General features: G+C 50.5%; 10 protein-coding genes. All 10 read left to right on the top strand.

Annotated features, from left to right (window positions below; genetic code table 11):
* Positions 1-9 precede the first annotated feature (9 nt).
* The 10 genes from ACYVB1_RS00140 (at position 10) to ACYVB1_RS00095 (ending at position 16,595) form a co-directional block, all read left to right on the top strand.
* Positions 10-1,068, top strand: coding sequence for a glycoside hydrolase family 43 protein (locus ACYVB1_RS00140; RefSeq protein WP_460919190.1), 1,059 nt, complete (start codon positions 10-12; stop codon positions 1,066-1,068).
* 204 nt (positions 1,069-1,272) lie between these two features.
* Positions 1,273-2,769, top strand: a complete 1,497-nt coding sequence (locus tag ACYVB1_RS00135; protein ID WP_460919187.1) for a family 43 glycosylhydrolase — start codon at positions 1,273-1,275, stop codon at positions 2,767-2,769.
* A gap of 87 nt (positions 2,770-2,856) precedes the next feature.
* Positions 2,857-3,903 carry a family 43 glycosylhydrolase gene (locus ACYVB1_RS00130; protein ID WP_460919185.1) on the top strand — a complete coding sequence of 349 codons (1,047 nt, stop codon included), beginning with the start codon at positions 2,857-2,859 and terminating at the stop codon, positions 3,901-3,903.
* A gap of 503 nt (positions 3,904-4,406) precedes the next feature.
* Positions 4,407-7,652, top strand: coding sequence for a SusC/RagA family TonB-linked outer membrane protein (locus ACYVB1_RS00125; protein WP_460919182.1), 3,246 nt, complete (start codon positions 4,407-4,409; stop codon positions 7,650-7,652).
* Between the two features lie 26 nt (positions 7,653-7,678).
* Positions 7,679-9,223, top strand: a complete 1,545-nt coding sequence (locus ACYVB1_RS00120) for a RagB/SusD family nutrient uptake outer membrane protein (protein ID WP_460919179.1) — start codon at positions 7,679-7,681, stop codon at positions 9,221-9,223.
* Positions 9,224-9,353: 130 nt separating this feature from the next.
* Positions 9,354-10,565, top strand: coding sequence for a sialidase family protein (locus ACYVB1_RS00115; protein ID WP_460919176.1), 1,212 nt, complete (start codon positions 9,354-9,356; stop codon positions 10,563-10,565).
* Positions 10,566-10,661: 96 nt separating this feature from the next.
* Positions 10,662-11,810, top strand: a complete 1,149-nt coding sequence (locus ACYVB1_RS00110; RefSeq protein WP_460919174.1) for a glycoside hydrolase family 172 protein — start codon at positions 10,662-10,664, stop codon at positions 11,808-11,810.
* Positions 11,811-11,873: 63 nt separating this feature from the next.
* The gene (locus ACYVB1_RS00105) at positions 11,874-13,733 is read left to right on the top strand and encodes a glycoside hydrolase family 2 protein (protein WP_460919172.1); all 1,860 of its coding nucleotides are present in this window, start codon (positions 11,874-11,876) and stop codon (positions 13,731-13,733) included.
* 63 nt (positions 13,734-13,796) lie between these two features.
* On the top strand, positions 13,797-14,900 hold the full coding sequence (locus ACYVB1_RS00100) for a glycoside hydrolase family 43 protein (protein ID WP_460919169.1): 1,104 nt from the start codon (positions 13,797-13,799) through the stop codon (positions 14,898-14,900).
* Positions 14,901-14,987: 87 nt separating this feature from the next.
* Positions 14,988-16,595 (top strand): family 43 glycosylhydrolase, encoded by a 1,608-nt coding sequence (locus tag ACYVB1_RS00095; protein ID WP_460919166.1) that lies wholly within the window; start codon positions 14,988-14,990, stop codon positions 16,593-16,595.
* Positions 16,596-16,608: the final 13 nt, after the last annotated feature.

Raw genomic sequence — 16,608 nt, 5'->3', positions numbered from 1 at the left:
ATAAAGCAAATGAACTTTTTTCAGAAGATTGCCAGTGTAGCAAGCCCTTTGGCGGTGGCAGCAGCATTGTTTGCTGCTGCCCCGGCATCGGCAGGCGCATATTCCTCTCCTGCGGATACTACTTTCAAGGCGCAGGGGAACCCGATTATTACACACAAGTATACGGCCGACCCGGCTGCCCTTGTGCATGATGGCAAAGTGTATCTATATGCCGGCCACGATGAAGCGCCAAACGACTTCCATTTTTACAGAATGAATGAGTGGCTGGTGTTTTCATCACCGGACATGGTTAACTGGACAGAGCACCCGGTACCTTTAAAGCCGTCTGACTTTAAGTGGGCAAAAGGTGATGCCTGGGCGGCAGAGGTTATTGAAAAGAATGGCAAGTTCTATTGGTATGTAACTGTTACGCACGACGACTCCAAACCAGGCAAGGCCATAGGTGTAGCTGTTGCCGATAGCCCGATTGGTCCGTTCAAAGATGCGAGAGGTTCAGCACTCATCACCAATGACATGACCACCGGCACCCCTATTGACTGGGATGACATTGACCCTACTGTGTTCATTGATGATGACGGACAGGCTTATTTGTTCTGGGGAAATACCAAAGCTTATTATGCGAAGCTAAAGGATAGCATGGTAGAACTGGATGGCCCGATTAAAACCATTGACAACCTGCCTCACTTTACTGAAGCCCCTTATGTGCACAAGCGTGATGGGAACTACTATCTCTCCTATGCATACCAGTTCCCTGAAAAAACTGCCTATGCCATGAGCAAAAGTATAGAGGGCCCGTGGGAGTATAAAGGCATCCTGAACGAACTGGCAGGTAATTCCAATACCAACCACCAGGCTATCATCGATTTCAAGGGTAAAACCTACTTCATTTATCATACCGGTGGCATCCAGCCGCACGGGGGTAGTTTCCGCCGCTCTGTTGCCATTGATGAGCTGTTTTACAATCCGGATGGAACAATGAAGCGCGTTATCATGACAACGGAAGGTGTGCAGCCTGCAAAAGAAGGAGCAAAGCCCGCTGGCAAAGCTAAAAAGAAGAAAAGCAAATAAAGCTTTTTCAGGCAGTGGCCCTCTAAGTTTAAACAAAAGTAATATTTTGTAGTATATATAGTGGTTAAAAAGCAGGCAAGCGAATGATTGATTGCCTGCTTTTTTTTCACTGTATTTAATAAATGTAAAAAATACATTAATACTAGCCGGAGCTACTGCATTTCAGTATATAAAAGAAATGCTTTTGGAGTAAAGTACATCGTTATGAATAAAGAGCGAAAGAGTTTTGTTGCAGTAGCTACTGCCTATCTGTTGAGCCTGAGTATGTTGTCCTGCTCAAAAGAGAAGGACACCCCGGCACCAGGCACAGGTACAACTCCCCCGGTAACGAATGTGCCGGATTTTGATATAGACCAGCTAAACGACACATACGCCAATATTGCGCCCTACGAATTCCGCTACAGGTGGGGCCCTTACAATACACATGATCCCTCCATCATAAAGGCGGGGGAATACTATTACAGCTACAGCACAGATGCTGCGTATGGCATAGAGGCCCCGGCGGGTATACAGGTCCGAAGATCAAAGGACCTGATAGACTGGCAATTTGTGGGGCTGGCTTTTGATGGCTTGCCTAAAAAAGGGCGTGAATTCATCACCCAGCGCGGAGGTACCCCTTTTAACTCTTTGTGGGCGCCTTACATCATGAAGGTCGGCAATGAATATCGGCTCTATTACTCCTTGTCCTCACCCACACCCCGTTTAAGCGTTATTGGGCTGGCTACATCCTCCAGTCCGGAGGGGCCCTGGGTGGAGAGGGACCTGGTGGTTACTTCTGTTAATAACAACACCGGGCAAACCAATGCCATAGACCCTGCAGTAGTTGTGGATAAGGCCGGAGAGCACTGGTTTTATTATGGTTCGGCCTGGGACGGCATTTACGTGCTGAAACTGAACCCTGCTACAGGCCTGGCCGCAACAGCCGGCGACAAAGGCAGGAGGATTGCACAGAGAGGTTCTACCGGTAACTCTATCAATGGTAACATAGAAGGGCCTGAGGTTATCTATAACCAGGAGCTGGACAAGTACTTTCTCTTTATATCCTACGACTGGCTGGAGACAAAATACAATGTGCGTGTTGGCCGCAGCGATTCTCCGGAGGGGCCTTTTTATGATTTCAACGGAAAGGATCTGAATGAGGAAGAAGACAACCTGCCAATGATCCTGGCGCCTTACCAGTTTATGGGCCACAGCGGCTGGCAGGGTACCTCGCATCCTGCCGTGTTCAAGGCAGATGATGGCCAGTACTATATGGCGCACCAGGGCCGGCCGGGAGAAAACAAATACTTTATGGTGCTGCACGTGCGCAAAATACACTGGACAGAAGATGGCTGGCCTGTGGTGTCTCCGCAACGCTATGCAGGTGTGGAGCAATCAGCAGTAACTGCCGGTGAGTTAGCAGGAAACTGGGAGCGCATTGTGTTTAACTACAGCATTGTACCGGGTTATGCCAATGAGCAGATTACCCCGGATTTTCAGGTAGCCACCGCTTTGCAAATAAACGCAGACGGTACGCTCAATGCCGACCCATTCAGCACCTGGACCTATCAGGCACCTTGGCTGGAACTGAGGTGGAGCAACGGCCGCACAGAGAAAGTACATGTGGAACGAGGAAGAGACTGGGAAAATAAAAAAGCCAGCACTATACTCTTCACAGGATTGAACAACCAGGGCACTGCCATCTGGGGGAAGAAGCTTTAGACAGTACATGAGCAAGGCGCTTCATAGCACTTTGCTCATGTACTGTCTTTAAATCTTGAGTTATATCAAAAAACTAAAACCAAAGGAATGTTTCATAGTCTGAAGAAGACAGGTGTGCTTGGTCTGGTGCTACTGCTGTTCTTATGGCTGGCAGCTATGCCTTTTGCCCTTGCTCAGAAACATAAGGACAAAAAAATACCTGTGCACGACCCGGTTATGATCAAACAGGGCGATACATACTATCTTTTCGCCACGGGCAGGGGGGTAGCAGTATGGTCTTCAAAAGACATGAAGAACTGGGAGAGAGAAAAGCCTGTTTTTGACGAAGCACCAAAATGGGTTGAGAGCGTGGTGCCGGATTTCAAGAACCACATATGGGCGCCAGACATAGCGTACCACAACGGGCAATACTATCTCTATTACTCTGTGTCCGCCTTTGGTAAAAACACTTCTGCCATTGGTGTGGCGACAAATAAAACACTAAACTCCGATGATCCCAATTACCAATGGGTGGATCAGGGGATAGTCGTGCAGTCGGTGCCGGGTCGCGATATGTGGAATGCCATCGACCCTAACCTGATTATCGATGAGCAGGGGCAGCCATGGCTTTCCTTCGGTTCTTTCTGGGAAGGTTTGAAGTTAGTGAAGCTGAAGAAAGACCTTCTTTCTGTCGCAGAAAACCCGCAGGAGTGGCACACAATTGTAAAGCGAAACCGCATTGACACATTGGATGTAAGAAGCGCGGGCAATGCTGCGGTGGAGGCCCCGTTCATCTTCCGGAAAGGCAACCACTACTATCTTTTTGCCTCTTTTGATTACTGCTGTCGCGGGCCTAAAAGCACTTATAAAATGGCTGTAGGGCGATCTGAAAAAGTGACAGGGCCTTATGTAGACAGGGAAGGGAAAAAGATGACGCAAGGGGGCGGCAGTTTGCTGCTGGAAGGCGATGAGAACTGGCACGGCGTCGGGCATAACTCTGTTTATAATTTCGATGGCCAGGACTACCTGGTCTTTCATGCCTATGATGCAGCAGACGAGGGCAGGTCAAAACTAAGGATAGAAAAGTTGCGCTGGGACAAGAACGGATGGCCTGTGGTAGCCGGGAAGAAAGCCGGAGGAAAAAGGAAAAAGTAAGTTATTACTCTTCCGAAGGTACAATAAAACAAAAGCATCGTATAACAAAATAGTTATAAAATAAATAAGGTTCATTATTTGAAACAAGGGAAACTAGTGGGCTGAATCGGCTGATTTTCTATTAAAAATTTTTTAATCGTCAAAAAGACGCTTAAATTTGAGTAGTCACTCACAAGCTTTGCCTGAAACATCTGGTTTGCTTGATATAGAACCTTCTTACAGTAAGTAAAGTTGGATGCATCTGCCGCTGTGAATTTAGTGATTGATGCAAGGCTGTACAGGCAGTGTCGCCTCTTTGTGGGCTTCTGTTGCTTGTTAAAGACCCCCGGTACTATTCCGTTTGGTAGAATAGATAGACCCATTACCGCACTAAAAAAATTGTTTCATCTAACACCTATAGAAGCAGGCAAAGAGAATTAAACAAGTAAAGAAATAAGCCAGCCATTCAGATGGCTAAGATGAAATAAGTTTTGAATACTAAACGACTCACAAATTAAAACTACATGATGAAACCTTTCCGCAAATTTCCGCTACTGATGCCAGTAGTACTGTGTGCCGGGCTGCAGCTACCTGCCCACGCGCAGGCGCTCACGGCAATGTCAGGAACGTTGCCTGGCATGAACCTGGCTTCTGAAAAGACAAGCAAGGATACAAATCTGAATTTTTCTGCCGCTCAGGATGAGCGCACAGTATTGGCTGTTAGATCTGCTGTTAAATCAAACAGAGCAGTGGCTATCACGGTGTCAGGCAGAGTAACAGGCGAAGACGGCACAGGTTTGCCTGGAGTAAGTGTTGCCCTGAAGGGAACATCTGTAGGCGCTATCACAGATGTAGAGGGCCGCTATACCCTGACTGTGCCGGATGGCCAGGAAAATGGCACCCTTGTGTTCTCTTATATCGGTTACACCACACAGGAAGTGCCGGTAAACAACAGAAGCACCATCAATGTACAGTTAGCACCTGATGTAAGAGCCCTTGAAGAGGTGGTGGTAATCGGTTACCAGACCATTCAAAAGAAGGACCTGACAGGTGCAGCCTCTGTGGTAAGTCCGGAAGCAGCTAATAGGGTTACGGCCGCTACCGTAACGGAGTCTATCCAAGGCTTGGCGCCTGGGGTAACAGTACGTAACTCGGGCCGTCCGGGAGCAGGTGCAGCCGTAGATATCCGCGGTGTGGCCAGCTTTACGAACACAAACCCCCTATATGTGATTGACGGTATGATCGCCGATGCGACCCCTACCCTCAACCCGAATGATGTGGAGTCCATCCAGATTCTGAAAGATGCTTCTGCAGCGGCTATCTATGGCTCAAGAGCCGGTAACGGTGTAATCATCATTACAACCAAAAGAGGAAAGGAAGGACCTGCAAAAATTGGCGTATCTGTAAAACATGGTGTACAGCAACTGCCTAGGCTGTGGGACGTGATGAACTCAGAACAGTTTGCAGCTACACAAAGGCTACAGTACGAAAATTCCGGCGCTACACCTCCGGCAAGTGTTTCACTTACTCCACCTCCTGCTACTGGTCCTAACAGCGTAAGACACTGGACCGTGACAGATACAGACTGGCAGGATGAGGCAACACAACTGGGAACTTTGGCCGATTACAACGTTACCTTATCTGGTGGCTCAGAGGCCGGTAGTTATCTTATTTCCGGCTCGTATTTCACAAATGAAGGCGTTGTGGTTGGTAATACCTTTGACCGTGCCAGCCTTCGTATAAACACACAGGGGAAAAAAGGCAGAGTAACTTTTGGCGAGAACCTGGTGTTAACGCACTCCTGGGAAGAGCGGCCTTTGCTGGTTAACCCTTTCTATGACATGCCACAGTTACTTCCTGTTATCCCGGTGAGAGACCCTGCTTTGGTGGGTCCGGGCAATCCGGGAGGCTGGGGACTAGGTGACCAGACGGCAGCTCCTATTTATGCCTGGAACTACCTTGCCATGACAGAGTTATTCAACACCACGCACAGGTACTCCAGAGTAGTAGGTAATGCTTTTGCTGATGTGAAGATAACAGACTGGTTGAGCTACCGCTTTAATGCGGGTATAGATGCAGGTTTTGACTTCCACCAGAACGTTCGAACTGAAGGAAGCTGGGTACTGGCTCAGCCCTATGAACCGACGCACGTGTACCAGGATCGGCAGAATTTTCATTCCTTACTGTTTGAAAACACGCTTAATTTTAACAAGGATTTTGGGCGCCACAGCATCAATGGTGTGATAGGATACACCCAGCAGTGGAACCAAAGAGAGCGAATGGAAGCCAGACGCAACGACCTTGTAAACTTTGGTGGTAACCTCTTTACCACGATTAGCTCTGCTATTGGTGAACAGTCTTCAGAGGGTAGCATACCAGTTGATTATCGAATTAATGGAACGCTGGGTAGGATTAACTACACCTTCGATGATAAATACCTTTTAACACTGACTGGTCGTTATGACCAGGATTCCCGCTTTGGTGCGAACTACCGCAATGCCTTCTTCCCTTCTATAGCCCTGGGCTGGAGAATAAGTGAGGAAGACTTCATGAATGTTGATTGGTTGTCAGACCTGAAACTTCGCGCTTCTTACGGCCAGTTGGGTATTGTTACTGTTGGTTCCTGGGATAACATCGGGGTGATCAACAATAACCCTAGAGTTGTTTTCGGTCCCAACAACGATATCATCGCTGTTGGTGCGTACCAGGCTCGCCTGGTTAACCCTGACCTCCGCTGGGAAACCAGAACGTCAAGGAACATCGGTTTTGATGCATCCTTCTTCAATAATAAATTTCTCTTAACAGCTGAATACTACCACTCTTTGTCTGAAGATGTGCTGGTTGCGCTTGAGATACCTTTCTATACCGGTAACCTGGGTGGTGCTCCTTTTGTGAATGCGGCTTCTATCAGCAACCGTGGACTGGAAATGTCTGCCACGTACCGCAGCATGGAGAACGCCTTCAAGTGGGACGTATCGGCTAACTTTACTACCATCAAAAACAGAGTAGAGGATGTTGGTAACCAGGGAGAAGGAATAGATTATCTTCAGGTTGGAGCAACACGCTCTCAGATAGGCCGTGGTATTGGTGAGTGGTATGTAGTGCGTACAAACGGTATCTTCCAGAGCGAGGAAGAGGTGCTGAACCACACGAATTCAGCTGGTGAGGTTATTCAGCCTTTCTCTAAGCCGGGGGATATCCGGTTTGTGGACCTGAATGATGATGGCCAGATAAATGACGATGACCGGGATTTTGTTGGCTCGCCATGGCCTACGCTGCAAACGGGTGCCCAGTTTAATGCCTCTTACGGCGGCTTTACCTTTAACCTGCAGTTAGTGGGAGTGTTCGGGCAAACTGTGTTTAACGACGTGAGAAGAATCCTTGACTCTTATGTGAATACTAACTTCCGCAGCGACATCAGCCCTTGGACACCGACAAATACCAATACCTCTGACCCAAGGCTAGCCCGAAATACGGAGCTGGGTGTGATATTGAATAACCGTTATGCGAGCGACCGCTGGTTAGAAAATGCTTCTTACGTGCGGGTTCGTAACTTAGAAATTGGTTACAATCTGCCAGCAACGTTCCTGAGCCGCATTCACACCAACAATGCCCGTGTGTTCATCAGCGGACAGAACCTGCTGACATTTACAGGATACTCAGGTCTTGACCCGGACGTAACCGGTGCCGGCCTTTTACAAAGAGGCCTGGATGCAGGAAACTGGCCAGCAAGCCGTGTGTACTCGCTTGGCCTGAATTTTGAGTTTTAATACTTATTTAAGAGAAGAATTTCTTTATGAAAAAGATACTATATTTTGCGCTCGCAGCCGGACTGTCACTGTCCAGTTGTGAGAATGACCTGGACATCATAAATCCAAATGCGCCTACCAACAGCGTCTTCTGGCAAAATGCCACGGATGCACAGCAGGGGGTAAACGCCATTTACAGTACATTGCACAGAGGACCTATCGTGCTGTGGCAGTGGTTTTACTACACCGTGCGCTCCGACGAAGCCTTTAGCCGAAGCCCAAGAGTAGATATCCCGAACAACATGGACAAGTTCCTGATAACGGACTACAACTTCGGGGAAACAAACTGGATCTACGGGGATAACTACATTGGCATTTTCCGGGCCAACCAGGTGCTGGCCAATGTGCCGGACATCGAAATGGATGAGAACCTAAAGGCGCGCCTCCTTGGAGAAGCGAAATTCCTCAGAGGCTTTTTCTACTATAACCTGGCCAGCCTATACGGAAACGTGCCGCTTATCCTGGAGCCATCTACCCCGACCCTTATGCCTGCAAATGCAACAAGAGCGGAAGTGTATGCACAGGCGGCACAGGACCTGACTGAAGCAGCAGCAGTATTGCCAACAAGCTATTCTGGTGAAAATGTAGGCCGTGTTACCAAAGGAGCCGCAAATGCTATGCTTGCAAAAGTATATATGCAGATGCGTAACTATCAGGCAGCTTTGGAGCCACTACAGTGGTTGGTAGAAGGAGAAGGAAGTAACATTTACGGTTTGATGCCTAACTACCGTGACAACTTCCTGTCTACAACAGAAAACAATATGGAGTCGGTGTTTGAGTGGCAGTTTGCCACAAACGAGTCTGAGTTTACAGACAACGACGTGGCAACACCTAACCAGAACTATGGTTCTCCGCTGGCCCAGTTTATTGCACCGGCAAACGTGGGCTTCTCCGATGCTGAAATTCACCGTTGGGTAGTAAATGAGTTTCATGAAGAGAGAACTGAGAACGGGCAAAGAGACCCTCGTTTAGCAGCTTCCTTCTTCTTCGACTCTACTGATGTGCGCGGACCAGAGTTTACTATGATTTACGGGCAGACGTTTGCACAGCGATACGGCATGAACGATGCGAGGGTGTGGGTTAGAAAATTCTCTAACGATGCGGAGCCTGGTCGTACCGGAGAGGGATTCCGTTCTGCTAATAACTACCGCTTTATCCGCTATTCGGATGTGTTGCTGATGTATGCCGAAACGCTGAACCAATTGGGCAGAACACAGGAAGCCTACCAGTATGTAGACCGTGTGAGACAAAGAGTAGGGCTTGAGCCTCTTTCAGCGGTGAGACCTGGCATGACGCAGGCGCAGTTCCATGAGCAGATTGAGCATGAAAGAGTAACCGAATTGGCCGGTGAAGGCCACCGCTGGAACGACCTGGACCGATGGGGTTACTTTGAAAGCGAGGATAAACTGCAGGAACTCATTCAGCGGGATCCGGCTTTCTCAACCTTTATGCTGGACAGGCACCGTTTATTGCCTCTTCCACAGCGGGATGTTGATATCAACCCGAACTTGATACAGAATCCAAATTACTAAGTTGAATGTTTATCTCAGGGTCCTGGGGGTTGTCTTGGCAACTTTCAGGACCTTGAGTTTTTTATATTGATGACAGTCTGCCGTTAATTAGCAGTATAACCTGTCAGCAGCATAGTTTAACTCCTCCAGCATGAAGTTCTTCAGAATAAAAGTTCTTGTACTTCTATTAGGGCACCTGGTTTTTGTCTCCTGCAAAGAGGACACAAAGAAAAACCCTATTACCCCGACTCCTGTCACGGATACACCTGAAGAGCTGCCACCGGTAGATACTTCTACACCCAACCTGACCATTACGTGGGAGGACGCCGCCGTAAAAATGTCGCATCAGGTGTACTCAGCAGAGTATGGGCGGGCACACAGGGTGAAAGGAGACACAGTACTGTTTACCTACCACTTTGGGCCACCCGCAAATGAGTGGGACAATATTGCCATCAGAAGAAGCATTGACGGTGGCAATACCTGGTCTGAGGCAGAAACAATTGTGGCAGACGATAACCCCAACTACTACGGGTTTGCCAACCCGGAATTGATTACACTACAGAACGGTGACGTAATCCTTGCCTACACCGGGCGCGGGAAACCAGATGATAACGCGCACGCCAACATTCAGATTCGTGTCAGCAAAGACCGTGGCTGGACATTTGGACCACCACAGATAGTAGCGACTGGCCGCTCCTGGGAGCCTGCCATGATACAATTGCCGGATGGTGAAATCGAACTTTTCTATTCAAGCGAGGCCCTTTGGTGGAGTGGCCCTGGCGACACAGCCGAGCAGCAGGAGATACTGATGGTGCGTTCTACAGATAACGGTGCTACCTGGTCAGCACCCATACAGGTGGCCTACACGCCAGGCATGCGCGACGGCATGGCAGTTCCCTTAGTACTGCAGGATGGCAAAGGCATTGTTTTCCCCATCGAATCTGTGAATAACACAGCTTCCCCCTGGATTGTGTGGTCGTCGCTGGAGGCAAGGTGGAATTATGACAGAGTAGGTTCCTTGCAAAACGAAAGACGCTGGCTGGCAACAAAGGCACCTATATGGGGAGGAGCTCCTTTTATTATTCAACTGCCGACAGGCGAAACGATTCTGTCGGTGCAGGACAGGGGAGGCAGGGCAATCGGATCAGACTGGAAAAAGAACACCATGCTGGTGCTGGTCGGCAACAGCGTTGCCAAAAATTTTACAAATATCTCTTATCCCTGGCCGGGTTTGCCCACAAACGAAGGGGCTTATTATAGCTCTCTCTTCTTAAAAGATGCACAGACGCTGGTGCTCGTTACAACCCGAAACTATGCGGATGGGCACAGTGAGGTGTATTGGAAAGAAGGACACATTCAGTAATTCATAATTGCCTGCAGCAGATGGTATAGGCTGGTACAGTCACCAGATGCTGCGGAAGATTTAGCTTCGGTTCCAGAAATTAAAAGCTTAAAGATTATGAAAAGAATATTTGCACTCATTGCCGGCTGCTGCCTTTTTTTCAGCGCTTGTGCCCAGAAAGCAGGCAGTTTCAATGGGCTTGAAATGAACATGGGCAACCTCTATCGCCTGTCTAATGCCGAAACCCGTTCCATCAGCCCCGAGAACTTTACCGGCGAAAAAGGCAAGGGGGGCATGGCCACGCTGGAAGAAGGCGTACACGGGCGGCAGGCCCGGGAGTTGGGGCAGGGCTGGAAGGTAAACCCCTTTGTCTGGATAGAGGGTGGCCAGACCATTACGCTCGCAGAGATAGATGGACCCGGCGCCATACAGCATATCTGGATGACCCCCACCGGGAACTGGCGCCACACGATCATCCGCTTTTACTGGGACAATGAAAAAGAGCCGTCTGTGGAGGTGCCTGTGGGCGACTTCTTCGGGATGGGCTGGGGCGAATATGCGCCACTGAACTCGTTGCCGGTTACTGTGAACCCGGGCAGCGCGTTCAACTCCTTCTGGCCAATGCCTTTCCGCAAGAAGTGCCGCATTACAATGGAGAACCTGAGCACTGACCGCATGAATGTGTTCTATCAGGTTGATTATACCTTAACCCAGGTGCCGGACGATGCAGCTTACTTCCACGCCCAGTTCAGAAGAAGCAATCCAACGCAAGGCTCCATACATACCCTGATTGACGGCATCAAAGGCAAAGGCCACTATGTAGGCACTTACCTGGCATGGCAGGTGAATAACAAGGGCTGGTGGGGCGAAGGCGAGATAAAATTCTATATGGACGGTGACAGGAAGTTCCCAACCATCGCCGGTACTGGTACAGAAGACTACTTTCTGGGCTCCTATAACTTTGAGAATAAGAAAACAAATGCGTACGAGGCGTACTCAACACCTTATGCCGGGCTGCACCAGATTATCAGGCCAGACGGCCTGTACAACTCGCAGCAGCGCTTTGGCATGTACCGCTGGCACATCATGGACCCCATTCGCTTCGATAAGGAGCTGCGGGTAACAATACAGGACCTGGGCTGGAGGAGCGAGCACCGCTACCTGCCGCAGCAGTCAGATATTAGTTCGGTCGTGTATTGGTACCAGGCCGAGCCGCACGCTCCATTCCCTAAGCTGCCGTCTAAAAACGAGCTGGAGGTAATTTAAGGCTATTGAAACAGCATATAAATACGGTCAGCAGAACTAATAAAGAATGTTTATATTTAAATAATGAGAAAAACACAAATATTCTTTTTGCTCTTCCTGCTGCTGCAGACAGGTATAGCAGGGGCGCAAAACACCGGTTGGAGCATGGTGAAAGGCCGGATTGCTTCCCCCTGGGCTGAAAAAGTAAATCCATCTAACCCCTTACCCGAATACCCGCGCCCGCAAATGGTGCGCGGGAACTGGCAGAACCTGAACGGGCTCTGGGACTACGCCATCGTGCCGAAAGCACAGCAGGCTAACGTGCCAGCTGCCTTACAGGGGAAGATACTGGTGCCTTATGCCATTGAGTCAGCCTTATCGGGAGTAGGCAAAACTGTAGGAAAAGATAGTGTGCTGTGGTACAGGAAAAGCATCAATGTACCGGCCAAAATGCGCAGGCAGAACGTGCTCCTGCACTTCGGTGCCGTAGACTGGCAGGCGGATGTGTATGTGAACGGCCAGAAGGCGGGCAGCCACCAGGGCGGCTACGATCCCTTCTCTTTCGACATTACCCCTTACCTCAAAAAAGGTAGCCAGCAGGATATTGCCATCAGCGTGTGGGATCCCAGCGATGACGGGCCGCAGCCGCGTGGCAAGCAGGTAAAAAAACCAGAGTCCATCTGGTATACTCCTGTAACCGGTATCTGGCAAACAGTATGGCTGGAGTCGGTTCCTAAAACGTATATCACCTCTACCAGGCAAACCCCGGATATTGACAAAGGGACAATTACTGTAGCGGCGGAAGTACAGCAAGCGCAGGCAAATGACCGGCTAAGGGTATCGGCCTGGGACGGTAAAACGAAAGTGGCGGAGCAGGAAGTTAGCGCCAACAGTCCTGCCGTGCTGCAGGTAAGCAACGCGAAACTGTGGTCTCCTAAGAATCCTTCCCTGTATGATCTGCGGGTGGCTGTGGTGCGGAACGGAAGGGTACAGGATGAGGTGAAAAGCTACTTTGCCATGCGCAAGATAAGCATGGAGCCTGATGCAAACGGAATCCAGCGCATGCTCCTCAACAACGAATTCGTATTTCAGTATGGTCCGCTGGACCAGGGTTGGTGGCCAGACGGACTGTATACAGCACCTACTGAAGAAGCCCTTGTTTTTGATATTGAGAAGACAAAAGAGATGGGCTTCAACATGATACGCAAGCACGTGAAGGTGGAGCCTGCACGCTGGTACTATCATACTGACAAGACAGGGATGCTGGTGTGGCAGGATATGCCGAGCGGCGACATGGGCAACAGGTGGGAGTCTCGCCCGGGTGTGACAGGACGCGGTACTGAAAAAGAACGGACGCCGGAATCAGAGAAGATATTCCGCACCGAGTGGGCGGAGATAATGGATGATTTGCACAACTTCCCGAGCATCGTGGTGTGGGTGCCATTTAACGAGGCCTGGGGGCAATTTAAGACAGAAGAAATTACGAACTGGACAATGGAGCGCGACCCGTCACGGCTGGTGAACAGCGCCAGCGGCGGAAACTTTCATCCGGTGGGTCAGATCATCGACCTGCACAACTACCCGGATCCGGTGATGCCGCGGCCCGATCTGTTTGGAGAAAAGCAGGTGATTGTGCTGGGAGAGTTTGGAGGATTGGGTTTGCCGGTGGAAGGACACACCTGGCAGCAGAAAGACAACTGGGGCTATCAGAGCTTTAAGAACGCTGATGAGCTGTTTGCGAGGTATCAGGAATTTACTGAGAAACTGGAGGACCTGATCCAGCTAGGACTTTCGGCTGCAATATATACACAGACAACGGATGTGGAAATCGAAACAAACGGCCTGATGACGTACGACCGGAAGGTGATCAAGGTGCCTGCCGAAAAGCTTCGGCAGGTTCATTCCAAATTGTATGATCCGTCACTGGTTAAGATGAAGAAATAAGCTACACAGGCATCCTGTTACACCTGTGCTAAACCGAAAGCTGAACAGAAATACTGCAACTAAATGGACATTGCTGATTACAGGTATATAAGGCTGAACAAGGCGCTGCTCGTGCTGCTGTATCCGCTTTTTCTAATGGGCTGCACCACGGCTGTGGCGCCAGTAAAAGAGCCGGAGAGCAGCCAGCCGGCAGCGGAGGCATACTTTACTAACCCGATTGCCGATGGTGCTGACCCGTGGGTATATAAAAAAGACAATACTTACTACTTTTGCAGTTCCGGCAATGGGGGAATACAAGTCTCCAAATCAGAAAAGCTGACAGAGCCAGGTGAGAAGGTGGTGGTGTGGAAGACGCCTGACACAGGCTGGAACAGGAGCAATGTGTGGGCACCGGAGCTGCATCATTTTGGGGGAAAGTGGTACATCTATTATGCCGCCGCCAAAAAGCCTGGTGCTCCTTTTCTGCACCAGCGGTCCGGGGTGCTGGAGTCAGTGGCAGACGACCCGTTTGGCCCTTACGTAGACAAAGGAATGCTGTACACCGGCGATAGTATCCAGTACCCGTCCTCTGCATCCAGATGGGCCATAGACCTGACGCCGCTGCAACTGAACGGGCAGCTGTATGCTGTCTGGTCGGGCTGGGAAAATGATGCGGATACAGATAAGACAAAGCAGCACCTGTACATGGCCACCATGAGTAATCCCTGGACGATCAGCAGCAATAGAGTGCTGATTTCGTCTCCCCAGGAGCCCTGGGAGACAGGTGGCCCGTTGGATTTGAACGAGGGACCTCAGGTGCTGAAGCACGGGGAAAAGGTGTTCATCATTTACTCTACGCGCGAGTCGTGGCTCAAGGAGTACCGGCTGGGGCAGCTGACACTTTCTGATACCCTGCTTAACCCGATGCAGGCTTCGCACTGGGAGAAGTCAGGGCCAGTTTTCGAGGGAACAGATGAGGTGCTGGGCGTAGGTCATTGCAGCTTCACTACGTCTCCGGACGGTACAGAACACTGGATTCTGTATCATTCTAAAAAAAGCGAGGTGCCGGGATGGGACCGGAACATACGGGCGCAGGAGTTTACCTGGACTGCAGACGGCTATCCTCATTTCGGGACACCTGTGCCGGCAGGCGTACCCCTGCCCGTGCCTTCCGGGCAGGAAGAGTAAGGTGCATTACAAAAGCAAAGATTCAGCTCCGCTTCATGTAGCGCTAGAAGGAAGAAAAGCGGGGCGCTAAACAAATAACTGTGAAAAATGAAAAAACAAACATGGCTCTTATACCTGGCTGGTCTGCTGGTCTTTTCCTGTACCAGCAATACCGCCACAAACCAACAGGAGACTGCTGTCAGTGAGCCTGTCGCCACGCAAACCATCTCCTACACCAACCCTGTGTTACCCGGCGATTATGCCGATCCTTCCGTGGTGCGGGTTGGGGATGATTACTGGGCAACGGCTACCTCCTCAGAATGGGCTCCCCTGTATCCTATCCTGCACTCCAAAAACCTGGTGGACTGGGAGACGGTAGGGCACGTGTTCCCTGATAAGGTGCCGGATTGGGCGGAGGCGCATTTCTGGGCTCCTGAGATTGCCCATGAAAACGGCCGTTACTACATTTACTATACAGCCAAGAAGAAAGGCGGGAACCTCTGCGTAGGAGTGGCCAGTTCCGCAAGCGCCACAGGCCCCTATGTAGACCACGGGCCGCTGGTGTGCCAGGAGGTAGGTTCTATAGACGGTTATGAGATAAGGGACAAGAACGGAGACCTGTACCTTGTCTGGAAGGAAGACGGCAACAGCCGGGGACTGCCTACTCCTATCTGGGCACAGCGCATGAACGAAGAGCGTACTGCCCTGACAGGAGAAATGTTTGAGTTGTTCCGCAACGACCCCGGTACCTGGGAAGGTGGACTGGTAGAAGGCCCTGCCATTGTGCGTCGCGGCGACTACTTTTATACCTTTTACGCCGGCGACAAGTGCTGTGGCCGGGAGTGCACCTACGGGGTGGGCGTGGCACGGTCCAAAAGCATCAAAGGGCCATGGGAGAAACATGAGGAGAACCCGATTATGAAACAAAATGAGGAGTGGAAATGCCCTGGCCACGGCACGGTGGTGACAGACCCAAGCGGCCGCGACTATTTCCTCTACCACGCCTACAGCACCGACAGCTTTGTGTACCCGGGAAGGCAGGGGCTGCTGGACGAGATAAAGTGGGGTGAAGATGGCTGGCCATATTTTGAAAACAGCTTACCGGCCATCACAGGCGAAGTAGTTGCTTCCGGTTCCGCTGCCGCCACAGCTTCTAAAGACACGGACATCAATGAGGAATTTGAGGCCGGCAACCTCGCGGCCACCTGGCAGTGGCCCGTGGAGCAGAAGCCAGCCTACACTTTCAATGAGGGACAGCTGGTGCTGGAGGCTTCCCCTGAGAAAATAGGAACAGTGCTAGGAAAGCGCACCGTGGACGGTGACTATACGGCAACGGCAGCCTTGAAGAAAAGCAGCCTTCAGGGTAGCACCATGGCGGGTATTTCTGCCATCGGCGATAGGGACAATGCCGTGGGCATAGGCGTAAGCAACGGCGAGATTGTGCTGTGGTCGATGAAAGGAGGCACCATGTCAACTATTGCCAAAGCTCCCGCACCGCAGGGAGAGACGGTACAGCTGCAGCTCGTTACAGACGAAGGCGACCAGATGCAGTTCTCCTGGAGCGCAGACGGCACCAGCTGGAACGCGATGAACAATGGCAAAGCGGTAGATGCATCCTATTTGCCGCCCTGGGACAGGGGAGTGCGTGTGGGGCTGACTGCAAAAGGCCCGGAAAACACCACTGCCGCCTTCGACTGGTTTCGGGTAGACAATTAGGCAGGAAAGAATA

It is taken from the genome of Pontibacter brevis (assembly GCF_054779655.1).
Note: the sequence above shows the minus strand (reverse complement) of the source record. Positions and strands in the feature narration are given on the sequence as shown.

What these genes read in the sequence shown, in the direction of transcription:
- ACYVB1_RS00110 (WP_460919174.1), top strand. Translation starts at nt 10,662, where the DNA reads ATGAAAAGAATATTTGCACTCATTGCCGGCTGCTGCCTTTTTTTCAGC.
- ACYVB1_RS00100 (WP_460919169.1), top strand. Translation starts at nt 13,797, where the DNA reads ATGGACATTGCTGATTACAGGTATATAAGGCTGAACAAGGCGCTGCTC.
- ACYVB1_RS00125 (WP_460919182.1), top strand. Translation starts at nt 4,407, where the DNA reads ATGATGAAACCTTTCCGCAAATTTCCGCTACTGATGCCAGTAGTACTG.
- ACYVB1_RS00120 (WP_460919179.1), top strand. Translation starts at nt 7,679, where the DNA reads ATGAAAAAGATACTATATTTTGCGCTCGCAGCCGGACTGTCACTGTCC.
- ACYVB1_RS00140 (WP_460919190.1), top strand. Translation starts at nt 10, where the DNA reads ATGAACTTTTTTCAGAAGATTGCCAGTGTAGCAAGCCCTTTGGCGGTG.
- ACYVB1_RS00105 (WP_460919172.1), top strand. Translation starts at nt 11,874, where the DNA reads ATGAGAAAAACACAAATATTCTTTTTGCTCTTCCTGCTGCTGCAGACA.
- ACYVB1_RS00135 (WP_460919187.1), top strand. Translation starts at nt 1,273, where the DNA reads ATGAATAAAGAGCGAAAGAGTTTTGTTGCAGTAGCTACTGCCTATCTG.
- ACYVB1_RS00115 (WP_460919176.1), top strand. Translation starts at nt 9,354, where the DNA reads ATGAAGTTCTTCAGAATAAAAGTTCTTGTACTTCTATTAGGGCACCTG.
- ACYVB1_RS00130 (WP_460919185.1), top strand. Translation starts at nt 2,857, where the DNA reads ATGTTTCATAGTCTGAAGAAGACAGGTGTGCTTGGTCTGGTGCTACTG.
- ACYVB1_RS00095 (WP_460919166.1), top strand. Translation starts at nt 14,988, where the DNA reads ATGAAAAAACAAACATGGCTCTTATACCTGGCTGGTCTGCTGGTCTTT.